General features: G+C 38.8%; 13 protein-coding genes and 1 other annotated feature. Of the genes, 7 read left to right on the plus strand and 6 right to left on the minus strand.

The features are described from left to right. Positions 1–27: 27 nt before the first annotated feature. The 5 genes from ACERJO_RS08645 to ACERJO_RS08665 all read left to right on the plus strand — a co-directional run bounded on the left by ACERJO_RS08645 (position 28) and on the right by ACERJO_RS08665 (position 7666). Positions 28–1857 carry a cache domain-containing sensor histidine kinase gene (locus tag ACERJO_RS08645; protein ID WP_247104376.1) on the plus strand — a complete coding sequence of 610 codons (1830 nt, stop codon included), beginning with the start codon at positions 28–30 and terminating at the stop codon, positions 1855–1857. Next, entirely contained in the window at positions 1854–3464 is a 1611-nt protein-coding gene (locus ACERJO_RS08650; protein WP_373647233.1) for a response regulator, read from the plus strand. The genes ACERJO_RS08645 and ACERJO_RS08650 overlap by 4 nt, the downstream gene beginning before the upstream one ends. Before the next feature lie 12 nt (positions 3465–3476). Then, on the plus strand, positions 3477–4367 hold the full coding sequence (locus tag ACERJO_RS08655) for a glycoside hydrolase family 43 protein (protein ID WP_373647234.1): 891 nt from the start codon (positions 3477–3479) through the stop codon (positions 4365–4367). Position 4368: 1 nt separating this feature from the next. After that, on the plus strand, positions 4369–6423 hold the full coding sequence (locus ACERJO_RS08660; protein WP_373647235.1) for a glycoside hydrolase family 65: 2055 nt from the start codon (positions 4369–4371) through the stop codon (positions 6421–6423). 355 nt (positions 6424–6778) lie between these two features. Then, complete coding sequence (locus ACERJO_RS08665) at positions 6779–7666, plus strand: hypothetical protein (RefSeq protein ID WP_373647236.1); 888 nt, start codon at positions 6779–6781, stop codon at positions 7664–7666. Positions 7667–7811: 145 nt separating this feature from the next. Here ACERJO_RS08665 and ACERJO_RS08670 read toward each other — a convergent pair whose 3' ends face one another. Both ACERJO_RS08670 and ACERJO_RS08675 read right to left on the minus strand, forming a co-directional pair. Beyond that, positions 7812–8117 carry a Dabb family protein gene (locus tag ACERJO_RS08670; protein WP_247104370.1) on the minus strand — a complete coding sequence of 102 codons (306 nt, stop codon included), beginning with the start codon at positions 8115–8117 and terminating at the stop codon, positions 7812–7814. Positions 8118–8286: 169 nt separating this feature from the next. Continuing rightward, a complete protein-coding gene (locus ACERJO_RS08675) occupies positions 8287–8673 on the minus strand; it encodes a hypothetical protein (RefSeq protein WP_373647237.1) in 387 nt (128 codons plus the stop codon). Positions 8674–8819: 146 nt separating this feature from the next. Here ACERJO_RS08675 and ACERJO_RS08680 point away from each other — a divergent pair, with 146 nt between their 5' ends. Continuing rightward, a complete protein-coding gene (locus ACERJO_RS08680) occupies positions 8820–9875 on the plus strand; it encodes an LLM class flavin-dependent oxidoreductase (protein WP_373647238.1) in 1056 nt (351 codons plus the stop codon). A 272-nt stretch (positions 9876–10147) separates the two neighbouring features. Here the strand turns inward: ACERJO_RS08680 and ACERJO_RS08685 are convergent, their stop codons facing one another. The 3 genes from ACERJO_RS08685 to ACERJO_RS08695 form a co-directional block, all read right to left on the minus strand. Next, complete coding sequence (locus tag ACERJO_RS08685) at positions 10148–10981, minus strand: pentapeptide repeat-containing protein (protein ID WP_373647239.1); 834 nt, start codon at positions 10979–10981, stop codon at positions 10148–10150. A gap of 121 nt (positions 10982–11102) precedes the next feature. Beyond that, positions 11103–12140 (minus strand): tryptophan--tRNA ligase, encoded by a 1038-nt coding sequence (locus ACERJO_RS08690; RefSeq protein WP_373647240.1) that lies wholly within the window; start codon positions 12138–12140, stop codon positions 11103–11105. 18 nt (positions 12141–12158) lie between these two features. Then, positions 12159–12411, minus strand: a binding site (T-box leader). 43 nt (positions 12412–12454) lie between these two features. Next, entirely contained in the window at positions 12455–13435 is a 981-nt protein-coding gene (locus ACERJO_RS08695; protein ID WP_373647241.1) for a ketoacyl-ACP synthase III, read from the minus strand. 151 nt (positions 13436–13586) lie between these two features. Here ACERJO_RS08695 and ACERJO_RS08700 point away from each other — a divergent pair, with 151 nt between their 5' ends. Next, positions 13587–13943 (plus strand): hypothetical protein, encoded by a 357-nt coding sequence (locus ACERJO_RS08700; protein ID WP_373647242.1) that lies wholly within the window; start codon positions 13587–13589, stop codon positions 13941–13943. A gap of 107 nt (positions 13944–14050) precedes the next feature. On the opposite strand, the gene ACERJO_RS08705 is transcribed toward ACERJO_RS08700, so the two are convergent. Continuing rightward, positions 14051–14764, minus strand: coding sequence for an AAA family ATPase (locus ACERJO_RS08705; protein WP_373647243.1), 714 nt, complete (start codon positions 14762–14764; stop codon positions 14051–14053). Positions 14765–14790: the final 26 nt, after the last annotated feature.

Consider the following 14790-nt stretch of genomic DNA (forward strand, 5'->3'; position numbering starts at 1 on the left):
ATAAAGAAAAAAGGATGGCCATCTCTAATGTTCAAAAAATTAACGACGATAATGGTAATAAGTTTTGTATTAGTGAATGGAGTTTTTCTCGCGGCACTTAGCATGGCTTCTTATCGCTCCTTTTTTAACTTTACGTCCGAGGAAATTAGTGAAACGAGACTGACATTGTTGAATGAAAGTGCTAAAAAGCTTGCTGGATTTATTTCAAGTGTCAGTGAGGCAGGTGTATACATTGCTATTAATCGTAACGTTATTGAAATGTTTTCTGATGAGCCAGACAATGCTTATGACGCGATAAGTGATCAACGAGAATTAATTAGCATTATGAATGGTGTCACAAGTATGAAGACTTTTATTCATTCTATCGAAGTTTACACAAACCATTATGAGGACTATCCAATTGTTTCTAGTGAAGTGGTTCAACCGATTAATCATGTGATGAATGAAAAGTGGTTCCCTTCTCTTTTTTCAAAAGCAGATTATGCGTGGATTCCTAAGCATGAATCCATTTATTCGAATGAGGAGTTCATTAGTTATATGCATAGACTGATGAATCAACGTGGTGAGACAGTTGGTTATATTAAAGTGAATGTAACAGCCGAAGCGTTTTTTGAATATATGTCGGATAAAGAGTTGCTAAATCAAACGAGTGAACCTCTTATTCTTGTAAATACGGGTAGCAGAATTGTAGCGGAGACTCACACATCAGAAGCGTTTCCTGTCCTTGATCGAGTAGTCTCATCTATGAAAGATGAACCGTTCTCAACATTAACAGAAGACTATCAACAAATAACGAATCATCATGAGTTAATTAGGTATGATAATGACTACTTTCTATTGTTGTTATCAGAGCCTAATTATGATCAGTGGAGGTTAGCCCAAGTAATTCCGGTCGATGGTTTATATACAGAAACGAGACAAATGGGTATTATGATCTTTGCTATGGGCTTACTCGGCCTGTTGATTTCCATACCGATTGTTTACTGGATCGGAAAACGGTTTTCTCTACCAATCTCAAATTTAATTAAAGGAATGAGAAGTATTGAAAAAGGAGATTTCAATCAGAAGGTTGGGCCTTATTACATTGAAGAATATGATGTTCTTGCTTCTAATTTCAACAGAATGACAAAGGAATTGAATGAATCTGTTAAACGGTTGAAAGCTGAAAGCGGTTATAGGAGAGAGGCGGAAATCCGTGCCTTACAAAGTCAAATTATGCCTCATTTCTTATATAACACGCTAGATATGATCAGATGGAAGGCGATGGACCATCGTGCAGATGATATTAGTGATATGGTCAATCAGCTCAGCAGAATGCTACGAATTGGATTGAGTGGTGGTAATAAGTTTATCCTGCTTCGTGATGAATTAGAGCATGTGAAAAGCTATATTCAAATACAGCAGACAAGGCTTACAAGCCAGGTTCATTATCATGAAAGAGTAAAGGCGTCATTGAAGGATTTATATGTCCCGAAAATCATTTTACAGCCTTTCATCGAAAATAGTATAAGACACGGGTATCCATCATCGTATAAAGAAACGATTCATATTGGGGTAGAAGGAAGGATCATTGAAGAAGATCATCAACCCATGTTAGAGTTATTTGTTTCAGATAAGGGAATTGGACTTGCAGATGAGTGGAGCATTGAGACATGTACTGGAATTGGAATTAAAAATGTAGAAGAACGGATTTGGATGTATTGTGGAGATCCTTATCGGATTCAAATTCGAAATCGATGTGAGGGAGGGGTAGGCGTTCAAATCGTCTTACCGATTATTGAAGGGGAACATGCGTTACAGCAATGGATATGTAAGCAGCAAGAATGGCTTGATGGTTATAAGGGAGGTCAGTCATGAAGACGGTATATATTATCGATGATGATAAAGTAATTCGTGATGGCTTAGTTAAGCATGTACGCTGGCAAGAGCTTGGCTTTGAAATTGTGGAAACAGCTAAGGATGGCTTAGAGGCATTACACAAAATTGAACATAATCCTCCTGATGTCGTCATTACTGATATATATATGCCAAACATGACTGGACTAGAATTAACGAAAAAGTTATACGATCAATTTCCATCTATTCAAATCATTATCCAAAGTGGTTATGATCATTTTGAGAATGCACGTGAAGCGATTCAATATGGTGTTAAACACTTTTTCTTAAAGCCAGCCCCTATTCAAGAAATTGAGAACGTCTTAATTGAAATTAAACAAAAAATAGAAAGTGAAGAAAAGCAAAGAAAGCTACTAGCAAGCTATGAGAATCAACGTACGGAATATTTAATTTATACAAAAGATGCTCTTATTCGTGACATGTTAACGAAGCGATATAAGAAGGGAGCGATCCCGACAGAGAAACTTAAACTTTTACATATACCTCCTTTACAAAAAGTCATTGTTAGTACGTTAACGGTTATTCGTCCAGCCTATTTAACGAAAGCCCATGAGCGTGAATGGCAGCTAATGAAATTCAGTGTTCAAAATATCATTACAGAGTTAATTGAAACGGATAAGCGGACGAATAAGGTTGACCTTCATGTTGTCGACTATTCAGATTCAACATTTGTTCTCGTAGTTTTTGAGAATGAATATAAGGACTGCCTTGAGAAGTTATGTGAGGAGCTTGCGAATGAATTGATGAGTACATTGCTTTTGTATTTGAAGGTTTCAGTCATAATCGGAATTGGTCGTGTGAAACAAGGAATTCACGAGATGATCGACTCTTATCTTGAGAGTCAGCGAGCGTTAGAGGCTGCTGAGTATCAAGAGGTGAATAAAGTGTTCACTCTGTCTGAGGTTGAAACATATGGGTCTTCTCCGGTATATTCGTATCCATTTGAGATGATCACATCGATTCAAAGTGCTATTCAACAAAAAGATACAGAGCTTGTCTATTCTATTTGGATGAAGTTTACAGAAGAAATAAAAAGTGAACAAAGCATTCCATTGCTGATCGTTCAAAATGTATGTGTAACGATTTTGAATGCACTCATGTTTGATGCACAGCTTCGTGAACAATGGCACAGTAAGGATTTGTCCAAATTAATTGGAACAGTGTATGCTCATCGTACGATTCATCAGTTGACTGAATGGATGAACCTGCACATAGAAGAATGGATTCAGCAGGTGAAGGAAGAATTAACTGGACGTAAAAGCTATAAATTAATCGTTGGTGTGAAGGGGTATGTGCATGAGTATTATGATCAGGAGATTACATTGGCTGAAATTGCAGAGTCATTGTATGTGAACCGGAATTATTTGTCCCAGTTATTTAAGAAGGTGACAGGTGAAACATTTGTAAACTACCTTAATCATTTTCGAATTGAAAAAGCAAAGGACTACTTGCGTCAAAAAAAGTATATGGTCTATGAAGTGAGTGAAATGGTAGGCTATCAAAATCCTACTTATTTCAGTCAAGTATTTAAGTCGATGACAGGCGTAAGCCCATCAGAGTATCACTAAGAGGAGGATCGTATGGTCAAAAAAGAAGAGATTCAGCTACGAGATCCGTTTGTTTTTGTTGATAATGAAACGAATAAATACTACTTGTTTGGTAGTACTGATCCTAATATTTGGGAAGAGGGTATTGGATTTGATGTCTATATAAGTGAGGATTTAGAATATTGGGATGGACCATTTCCTGTTTTTCGTCCCAGTGATACGTTTTATTCTAAGGAGAATTTTTGGGCACCTGAAGTACATGAGCATAAGGGAAAATATTTTATGTTTGCGACGTTTCTAAGAAAGGGGAGCAGAATACGTGGTACAGGAATTCTTTGCTCTAACTCGTTAACAGGTCCGTTCTTACCCCATAGCGAAGGTCCAGTTACACCGGAGGATTGGCACTGTCTAGATGGTACATTACATGTTGATGGTGCAGGAGAACCTTGGATTGTTTTTTGTCATGAATGGGTTCAAATTGCCGATGGTGAGTTATGTGCTCAAAGGTTATCAACAAATTTGAAACATACGATTGGAAAACCTATTACGTTATTTAAAGCATCTGAAGCACCATGGACAACCGCTTTTAAACATCGTAGATTTCCGAACAGAAATAATTATGTAACAGATGGTCCGTATTTGTTTCACTCTCAAAGTGGTGAACTGATGATGCTATGGTCGAGCTTCATTGATCATGTTTACGCACAAGGGATTGCTAGGTCAACAACTGGACAAGTGTTAGGACCGTGGGTGCAAGAGGAGGAGGCGTTGCTTAGTAATGATGGTGGCCATGGAATGGTCTTTTCGACTTTTGAAGGGCAACGAATGTTAACCCTACATACGCCTAATAAAACGCCATTGGAGCGTCCGATTTTCATTAAGCTAGACGAAGTAAATGGGCAAATAGTCGTGAGGAGGGACTAGTATGGCAATTGATCGAAAAGAAGTCGTACAACGACATTTTCCGAAAGTGACAGAAGTAGTTCCCCATTCGCCACTTAGTGTTGGGAATGGGGAGTTTGCCTTCACGGCAGATATAACAGGATTACAATCATTTCCAGATGCGTATGAAGTTCCATTAAGTACGCAGTCGAATTGGGGCTGGCATTCATCAAATGGGCATCATGTATATACGATTGATGATGTCGATCAACAAGAGTTGCATACGAATGGACGATTTGTTAAATATCCATTGTATCCAGGTCAAACACTTGAAGCTTATCACTGGTTACGCCAAAATCCACATCGACTACAGTTAGGGCAGCTTTCCTTTCAATTTTGTAAAGAGGATGGCACTTTAGCAAAGATAGAAGATATAAAGCAGATCGAGCAAACACTAAATATATGGGAGGGGTGTTTATATAGCTATTTCACTATTGAAGGTTATCCTGTCAAAGTGAAGACTGTCTGTCATCCATCGAAGGATGAATTAGCTATAAAAGTCGAATCCCCTCTATTAAAGACAAGACGCTTATGTGTTCAATTAACGTTTCCCAATCCTGAAGTTGCCTCAAATGAATGGGATCAAGCCATTGATCTGAGGTGGGATCATCCAGAACGCCATCGCACAAATGTCATTCAGCAACTTGCTAATGAGCTTTTGCTACGAAGATGTATGGATGATGATCATTATGATGTTCGATTAAGGTGGAATGCTGGAGAAATCGAACAAACTTCCGTTCATCAATTCTCACTTAGGCCAACTACTGGAGATCAGCTTGATTTATGTGTGGCATTTGGTCTATCTGAGGTTGCGGTTAGTCGTACGGTAAATGATGCCATTCAAGCAAGTCAAGTTTATTGGCAAAAATTTTGGCTAAAGGGAGGCATGCTTGATTTTTCAAAGTGTACGGATAAACGAGCACCTCAACTAGAAAGGCGAGTTATTTTATCCCAGTTTTTATTAGCGATTCATTCAAGTGGGAGTGTTCCACCTCAAGAGACGGGCTTTATGTACAATAGTTGGTTCGGTAAATTTCATCTTGAAATGCATTATTGGCATGCAGCACACTTTCCATTGTGGGGCAGAGGGGAGCTGTTAGAGAAGAGTTTAGGTTGGTATAAAAGGATATTGCCAAAAGCGAAAGAGCTAGCTCAATCACAGGGATATGCAGGGGCACGATGGCCGAAGATGGTTGGACCTGATGGAAACCAAAGCCCTTCACCAATTGCAGTCGCTCTTATTTGGCAACAGCCGCATCCAATTACGTTAGCTGAGCTTTGTTATCGTGTGAATAAACGAGATGATTTTTTAAAGGAGTATAAGGATCTCGTTTTTGAATCGGCTCATTTTATGGCGTCTTTTGCTGAATGGGATGAAGGGAGAGCTCAGTACGTCCTTGGGCCACCACTTATTCCTGCACAAGAAAACCATCAACCAGAAGTTAGTATAAATCCTCCATATGAACTTGAATATTGGAAGTATGGGTTAGATTTAGCGATACAGTGGGCAGAGCGATTAAACGAGCCAGTGCCAAAGAAGTGGGAGGAAGTTGCAAACCATTTAGCTGATTCACCACATAAAGAGGGTGTCTATTTAGCACATGAGCAATGTCCATCGACTTTTACACAGTTTCAACATGATCATCCGTCGATGGTGGCATCGTTAGGGGTGTTACCAGGAGAGCGGATCAACCACCCTCGTATGAGACAAACGTTAAAAAAAGTAAAAGATGAGTGGGATTGGGATAGTGCTTGGGGATGGGATTTCCCAATGTGTGCAATGACAGCAGCAAGGTTAGGTGAGACGGAATGGGCAGTCGATTTTTTGTTAATGGATGGGATGAAAAATACGTATTTACAAAATGGACATAACTATCAACGTATAGGGCTAACGAGTTACTTACCAGGTAATGGAGCGCTCTTATTAGCAGTTGCCATGATGGCTGCAGGCTATGATGGGCATGAGGAGACGTTACTCGGGTTTCCGAAAAATGGTGAATGGAAAGTTGAGATGGAGGGGATACACCCGATTTTATAAGCAGTGCTAATTGAATCAGCGAATGTTTCGATAAAATAATAAACAGAAGACCATGGGTGGTGTTGGCGCATCACTGGCCTTAATTGAATAGTTTTGAAAATAATCCACCTAGCCTGTCAGACCAAGGGTGGGTTATTTTTACCTTTGTAAGCTAATAGAGTGTGACTAACGAAGCATAGATAAAGCGAGATAGATTCAAGAAGGTCATATGGCATCCCCTTTTAGTTTAGGTTGCTACCCATTCGAGAGAAGTCATATTCTACTAGTTCGTGATCGTATAGTAGAGATTTCACACAAGTTCTTTTTAGGGTGTTTAACTTTATGTTAGAATGGCCTCATAGGGGGGAGATGTATTTTGAATCCTATGAAAGGGTTATTCGGATTATTGGTCGTTAGTGTGCTTATTAATATTTATTTAGTAGTGAATATAAATCAATTATCGAACGAGGTCGAGCATTTAATTGGTCTTCATTTCAATAATGAACGGAATATGGAGAACCGATTATCTTCTATTGATCGTGAGTTACTTGAATTAAATGAACAGAACCAGTGGGTAACAAATATGAGGTTTCGTCCAGAAGTTGAAGAATCGTCTTCAGAAGAAATTGTGTTGCAGAGTGAATGGACATTTCGTGAAATAGGAGAAGACGCTCATGTTACAATGATGTATAGAAAAGAGAATAGTAGTAACTGGAATGAAGCAGAGGCGACATTAGAAGCAGGCACAATTTATTCAAGTGAATTACGATTAAATCCAAATGAAAGTTATGTCTATCAAATCGTTTCAGAGGGGGGAATGAACAGAACGACAAATGAGGAAAGAATTCCAGAACACGTATATCAAAGACAATCACTTCAACTGAGTAAATCAACATCGCGTGGTAGAGCTAATACACCAATGTTGTTTAGTGCAACCATTCATGAGAGTGAGGCACTCTTTCCATTCTATGAAATTGAATCCGCTACCGCGACGTTTCGGTTAGAAGATGGAAGCGAAATAATCGAACCATTTCTAAAGAACCCGAACGAATCAGAAATGAATTCACAAAACGAATCATCAAGGTATACATCAACTTCCGTAACATCTTCCTCTTCATTACAAACAGATACTGCTATAGATGAAGGTGTAGTTGAAGAAGCAAACATATGGTATGTACAATTACAAGAAGTAGGGATAGGTTCAGTTGAAATTGAAGTGACCTATGTCGATGGGTATAAGCTTAGTGAGACGTATCATAAGTAATAGGAAGCGAAAAAGCGTTCAACGTATATTATTTGAACGCTTTTTTCTTGATGAATGTGTATCCGATGTGTCAAATGGGCTCTTTATGAGCTTTTGTAATGGCTTCCGTACAACGCAATTAAGAAAAGACGCTGTCGCGTTTTTCTTATAATATCGTATAGTCAATTTCCTGAAAACGTTCAACTTCTACTTTCCAGCGTTCTTCTACGAAAGAGACATGGCTAGGATGATTGTTATATGTATCGTAATCTTCTTGATTAGCAAATTCCATAGAAAAGCCGAAATCAAAGTCCGTTTTTGGGCTCGTCTGTCGTAATACTTCAAAATTATTTACGACAGGGATTGCACTTAGAATGGCTTGGCCATCTTTTAAAAATGTTTCTGTTGCTTGGTCGCTAAGAGAGTGTTTAAGGGTGAAAAATGCCATATGCTTGATTGTGCCTTTTTCCATATCGATCGCTCCTTCAAAGTAGTTTAATCTTATTATTGCATAAATTTAGAAGATTAGCGATTTATTTGATTTGATGTATATGTCGAACGGAGTGCTATAGAACTAGCACTCTGTTATAAACGTACTAGTATTTGTAGGAAATGGGTTAAATTGAAGTGGAATCAGAGGGTTATTGTCTTTTTATTTTTGCAATTTCTCTTTCGTTTCGAGAAGCTTTCTCCCAAATATGGTCTTGATCTGCTTCAATACTATCTAATCGCTGTATAACTTCTTTGTATTGAGACCTTGTTTCTTCTCTATGTGCTTGGATGTCCGCACGTAGCAAAGTCTGCCCTTCTTTTAAAGAAAAAATATCTTCACGCATTGAAGATTGCTCCGTCTTTATAGAAGATTGCTCCTTCTTTATGGAGGAGAGTTCCTGTTGCATTGAAGCCTGTCCGTGTTTTATAGAGGCTTGTTCTTCTTTCATAGATTGGAGTTCTGAATTTGTTTTTCCGACTGATGTGACGAGTTGTGTTAGTAAGTTTTCCATTCGATCAAGCTGTTCTTTTGACATTTGTGTCACCTCCTTTTCTTTTATTATAATTTACTCATTGACGCATGGCTAGAAAGAGATAAGGCCCCTTAGTTGATTATTTGTTCATTTTGATTGATGATTAAGGAGCGCTATTAATTTGATATAGAAATATTGGAGGGATATAGATGGAAATAGGAATTAGTACATTTGTCGAGACGACACCAACATTAAAAGATGGGAAAGCGCCGAGTCATGCTGAGCGGATTAGAGAAGTTGTGGAGGAAATCGTGTTAGCTGACCAAGTTGGACTGGATGTATTTGGTGTAGGTGAGCATCATCGTCACGATTTTGCTGCGTCTTCGCCTGCGGTTGTTTTAGCAGCAGCAGCGGCTCAGACAGAGAGGATTCGTTTAACAAGTGCGGTAACTGTACTTTCTTCCGCTGACCCTGTTCGGGTATTTCAAGATTTTGCAACCGTTGATGCGATCTCGAATGGTCGAGCTGAGATTATGGCAGGTAGAGGTTCTTTTATCGAATCGTTCCCATTATTTGGTTACAACTTGAATGATTATAATGAACTGTTTGAAGAAAAGCTAGAGCTCTTGTTGAAGATTCGTGATTCTGAAAAAGTCACATGGAGTGGGAAACATCGCCCGGCTATTCAAGGATTGGGTGTTTACCCTAGACCCGTACAAGAACCGCTTCCTGTTTGGATTGGAAGTGGAGGAAATTCAGAATCGGTTGTACGTGCTGGAGTTCTTGGGTTGCCGCTCGTATTAGCAATCATAGGCGGTAGTCCGCTACAGTTTGAACCGCTTGTCCGATTATATAAACGAGCAGCCGAGCATGCAGGACATGATGTATCAAAACTACCGGTTGCTTCGCATTCACATGGCTTTATTGCTGAGACGACCGACGCTGCAGCAGATGATTTTTATCCATCAACAAAGTATGTCATGAGTCAACTAGGGCGTGAACGAGGCTGGCCCCCATATACGAGAGATACGTTTGATGCAGCGAGGAGCTTTGAAGGGGCTTTATATGTAGGTGATGTGCAAACCGTTGCGAAAAAAATTATTCATTTACGTAAAGAGGTTGGCATCACTCGTTTTATGTTACATGTTCCAGTCGGATCGATGCCACATGAAAAAGTGATGAGAGCGATTGAGCTATTAGGAAAAGAAGTTGCACCGTTTGTCCGAGAAGAGATTAAGAAGTGGGAGGAGAATGTCGGTCAATAAGTGCTTTGATTTTGTTAGAAAAAAGCTTTATTAACTCAAATAGAGTGTCTATAAAGTCATGTATACTTTGAGACACTTTTTTGAGTACAAAAAAGAACAATGAGTTACATACATCAGGATAGTGTTCTTACGCAATAAGAGTTTTAGGAATTAGCTAACTGTAATTCGTTTCTTAGATAATTTAATGTAAGAGTTAACGAACTGTGTTTTATACTATCGGTTTTATCGATTAAACATGTATATAAACACTTCGAAAGAGTAGTTTCAGCCGTTCATAACCAATGCTCTGGTGTTGTAACGGTTTGTGGCAGCTTAGTATTTTTATCACCATTTGCTGATTGCACTTGTGCCTGTGTTAAGAAGAGACAGTCTCTTAGATCAGCTCCACAGATATTCGCGTCTCGTAAATCAGCGCCGATCATGTCTGCCATACGTAAGTCTGCTTTACGCAAATCTGCAGCAATTAATAAGGCACCTCTAAAATTAAAACCGCTTAAATTAGCTCCACGTAATTTAGCACCTATTAGATCATGGCCTTTCTTGATATTTGGATGAGTGTTCTTACGTTTTACTTTGGCACGAAATCGTTCACTTGTTTGCAATAGTACATCATTCACATTGGCTCTATGTTTAGAAATATCAAGTGCTAGAATATTAGTTGGAGAGAGGTTTGTTAGCTGATTTATTTCGTGAATGGCTAGCTTAATATCATGATGGAATGGTTTAGCTATCTCCAGGCCAAAGGCTTCATGTAAATACCGTAGTATTTCATGTAGTTGCTGCATAATCGGAAAGACTTCAAACATTTCGTTAGCTGTATCACCGTTTGTTCTCCAATCGTTTTGACTGTATGTTTGCTGTGAAACTTTCTGACCAGCACCGAAGCATTCATAGACCGAGCAGCCACGAAAGCCTTCTTCTCTTAACTGGTCATGTATACGACAGCGATAATTGCCAAGTAAATGGCGACACGGTTCTCCGCTATCCTTATGAAAAGGGAAATCTGCTGACTTCGCATATGGTAAAGCAACGCAGCATAATCCAAAACAATTGTTGCAATCAGAGCTTAAGCTTTCAGGGATCGGAAATTCTGTTGAACGATTCAATGTGTTCAACTCCTTATGACTAAAATGAACTTTTACTAGTTTGTGTTTAGTGTAGCATAATTTCATAGAGAATGGATTTGTGTGAGAAAAAAGAAAATCTCTATTTAACTTACATAGTATCCTAATTTTGACTAAACCCTATCTTTCTCTTCAATTCTTTTAGAAAAGGCGTTGCTATCGATCTTGCATTTTCAGCTCCCTGTAACAAAATTTCATCTAATTTATGCGGTGATGCAATCAGCTCTTTGTATTTTTCTCTCGGTTCTTCTAAAAATCGATTTAAGACATGGAATAACTCTGCTTTCACTTCGCCCCAGCTTACACCAGTTTGATAGCTTTCTCTCATGCTTTCCACTTCTAAAGGAGTAGCAAACTCTTTATAAAGAGTAAATAAACTTGACGTAGTTGAGTTCTTAGGTGCTTCTGGTGGGAGAGAATCGGTTTTAATTTTGTTAATTAGCTTTTGTAGTTTGTTTGGATGAATAAATAGCGGAATCGTATTATGATAGCTTTTGCTCATCTTACGTCCGTCTAGGCCTGGTAGTATGGCTGTATGTTGTTGAACCTTGTATTCGGGTAGTTTTAATGTTTGTCCGTATTGGTGGTTGAATACTTCAGCAATATCTCTTGCGATTTCGATATGTTGAATTTGGTCTTTTCCAACGGGTACGATGTCAGCTTGGAGCATTAATATATCTGCAGCCATTAATATGGGGTAGGTGAATGTCCCCATGTTGACTCCGTAATCATTATCTCTTTCCAGTTCGTTATTTTGATCGACTAGCGCTTTATACGCATGAGCACGATTCATTAGTCCCTTAGATGAAAAGCACGATAATATCCAAGTTAGCTCAAAGATTTCTGGAATGTCGCTCTGGCGATAAAAAATAACTTTACTTGGATCGAGTCCGAGAGCTAACCAAGTGGCAGCAACTCCATAGGATAGTTGTTTAAGCTCATTCTGATCATGGATTTTCGTTAACCCATGGTAATCGGCAATGAAATAAGCTGGCTGATAGTCAGCAGCTTTCGCTAGTTCTAATGCTGGCTTAATAGCCCCGATATAATTGCCTAAATGAATTTGTCCTGTCGGTTTAATTCCGGTTAGTACGGTTTTTTCATGACTTCCTCCCACCTTAAATATAAAATTAAAAGACAAAAAGGGCTACTCATCCATCAAAAGGACGAGTAACCCGTGGTGCCACCTTCATTCGTTTATGTTCATACCATAAACGCACTTAATTTGTACGGAAACAAAATAGAAGTTTCGATACATAGTCTTTTTTATCGGTAAGACATCCGCTAGACCTACTGTTCGTTCAGTCTAGGAGCTCAGAAACCCATTCAACATAAACGCTGTACGAATTTTCACCACCCATTCGCTCTCTGAAACGTTGTCCATGCCTACTCTTTTTCTTCATTGCTCGAAATATTATGTTGATTTTAAAGGAGGAAAATGGAAAAGTCAAGTGTTTATATGCTCCATTTCAAAAGAATGCCAGAATAAGCTAAGCCGCCACCGAATCCAAAGAGTAGCATCGTATCTCCTTTTTTTATTTTTCCATCATCTACACCCTGATCTAAAGCTAATGGAATGGTCGCAGCAGAGGTGTTTCCGTAGTAAACGAGGCTGTGTAAGGTCTTATCAATAGGGAACGGGCTTTTTTCACAAATGGATTCAATCATACGCAAATTAGCGCTATGTGGGATAAACCAATCTATATCATTCAGAGTATAGCATGTATGATGGAGTAAGGATCTCATTCCTTTCGGTACTGTATTGACAGCCCATTTGTATACGTCACGACCATTTTGTACAATCTTCCCTGATGAGAATAAAGCTTCATCTGACATTTTAGTAGAAAGATTCGTCGAATATAAATGCTTCCCCATTTCCCCTTCAGATCCTAAATGAGAGGCAAGAAAGCTATCTGCTTGTTCATGATGTTCGACAAGTACGGCTCCGCCTCCGTCCCCAAATAATATACAAGTCGTTCGGTCAGTATAATCAACGATTTTAGATAACGTTTCTGCCCCGATAACAAGCACCTTTTTGTTTAAGCCTGCTGTAATTAAACCATTTGCGATATGCAGTCCATAGGTGAAGCCTGCACAGGCAGCGTTTAAGTCGATGGCACCTGTGTGTGGTATGCCTAGTTTCGCTTGAACGAGTGAGGCAACACTAGGTGTGTTGAAGTCAGGCGTTAGTGTGCAGACAATGATCATATCGACATCATTGATTGCTTTATCATATTTTGTGATTAAATTCTCAACAGCTTTCACACAAATGTCACTAGTAAATTCATCGTCATTGGCGATGCGTCTTTCCTTAATGCCCGTTCGTTTGACGATCCATTCATCATTTGTTTCGACTAGCTTCTCTAAATCAGCATTCGTTAATCGTTTCGCTGGAACATATGAGCCAATTGCGGTAATACGCGCTTTCGATTGCATTCATTTCACCTCATTAATTATTGGATTGAATTAATTATAGCACTAGATATTAGTATCTGGTACTAAAACGAGTTAATAAAAAGGAATTTCTGTGAGAAGAGAGAATCATTCATGATGCTGAAAATATGAAAAAGGAAGGATTGAAGGTCATATGAGTAAAAAGCGATTACGTGTCATTATTACAGTATGTATGCTCATCTTTGGATTGTATATCGTATATCAATGGAATGTCGCTAATGAAAACTTGATGGGCAAAGTAACTAATATACATATAGAAGGGGAGGAGGTTCTAGGAGTTGAAATTAAGGCAAATTTGTTTTCAAAATATAATCAAGTTACGATCATAATCGATCATGAAACGAAATTAATTTCAGATGGGAGTACTATTTCATTCGTAGAGTTAAGAGATACAATGGATATTGGTGATCGAATCAAGGTAGAGACAACGGAAACGACTTTGCTATCAGATCCACCAATTGTTCGTGCTCTAAGTGTGGAGCTTCGATAGTTTGAATGTTGCTCATCGTGAAAATAATCGACTAGTAGGAGAAGGCACTGAAAAAGTTGATAGATCCTTTTTCAGTGCCTTAATATGTTTATAGATGTCGCCTATGATCAATCCTCAAATAATTCCTTTAGCATACGCTCTCGATTATGTAAAAAGTAGCTCGTAACTTGATAATGATCAGTTTGCTCGTATTCTACTTCCTGGATCGTATGACTGTCGAAGCTTAAAATCGTCGCATTTGGATAGCCTAGCAGAATGGGTGAATGTGTAGCGATGATAAACTGACTATTCCCTGATGTGACAAGGTCATGAATCATTCGTAAAAAGGAAAGCTGGCGTTGTGGCGAGAGTGCTGCCTCAGGCTCATCTAATAAATAGAGAGCATTCCCGTTAAAACGATTTGTGAAAAGGGAAAAAAACGATTCTCCATGAGATTGCTCATGCAATGAGAGCCCACCATATGAGTCAGTGGCGCCAATGTCATCAATGTGTGAAGCGAATTGGTAAAATGATTCGGCCCGAAGAAAGAAACCCTTTGTTGCTTTTGGCATCCATGAAAGCCTAACGTACGGTCCGAGTGCTGATTGAGAAGCGTGTAAATCGTATGTATGATTTCTTCCACCACCTGCTGTATTAAATTCACACTTATCCGCTATCGCTTCTAGTAAAGTTGATTTTCCTGAACCATTCTCCCCGACGAAAAAGGTCACGTCGTTCGTAATTTCGAGTAGATTGAAGTTTTTTATAGTAGGTATGGAAAAAGGATATTGTCTAAAAGAATCGATTTTTTCACGCTGAAGCTGAACCCTTTTTAAAAACATTGGATCACCTGTTTGTCTTTTTTCTT

The organism is Halalkalibacter sp. AB-rgal2 (assembly GCF_041821005.1).
Taxonomy (GTDB): domain Bacteria; phylum Bacillota; class Bacilli; order Bacillales; family Bacillaceae_D; genus Halalkalibacter.

What these genes read in the sequence shown, in the direction of transcription:
- ACERJO_RS08645 (WP_247104376.1), top strand. Translation starts at nt 28, where the DNA reads ATGTTCAAAAAATTAACGACGATAATGGTAATAAGTTTTGTATTAGTG.
- ACERJO_RS08650 (WP_373647233.1), top strand. Translation starts at nt 1,854, where the DNA reads ATGAAGACGGTATATATTATCGATGATGATAAAGTAATTCGTGATGGC.
- ACERJO_RS08655 (WP_373647234.1), top strand. Translation starts at nt 3,477, where the DNA reads ATGGTCAAAAAAGAAGAGATTCAGCTACGAGATCCGTTTGTTTTTGTT.
- ACERJO_RS08660 (WP_373647235.1), top strand. Translation starts at nt 4,369, where the DNA reads ATGGCAATTGATCGAAAAGAAGTCGTACAACGACATTTTCCGAAAGTG.
- ACERJO_RS08670 (WP_247104370.1), bottom strand. Translation starts at nt 8,117, where the DNA reads ATGGAAAAAGGCACAATCAAGCATATGGCATTTTTCACCCTTAAACAC.
- ACERJO_RS08675 (WP_373647237.1), bottom strand. Translation starts at nt 8,673, where the DNA reads ATGTCAAAAGAACAGCTTGATCGAATGGAAAACTTACTAACACAACTC.
- ACERJO_RS08680 (WP_373647238.1), top strand. Translation starts at nt 8,820, where the DNA reads ATGGAAATAGGAATTAGTACATTTGTCGAGACGACACCAACATTAAAA.
- ACERJO_RS08695 (WP_373647241.1), bottom strand. Translation starts at nt 13,435, where the DNA reads ATGCAATCGAAAGCGCGTATTACCGCAATTGGCTCATATGTTCCAGCG.
- ACERJO_RS08700 (WP_373647242.1), top strand. Translation starts at nt 13,587, where the DNA reads ATGAGTAAAAAGCGATTACGTGTCATTATTACAGTATGTATGCTCATC.
- ACERJO_RS08705 (WP_373647243.1), bottom strand. Translation starts at nt 14,764, where the DNA reads ATGTTTTTAAAAAGGGTTCAGCTTCAGCGTGAAAAAATCGATTCTTTT.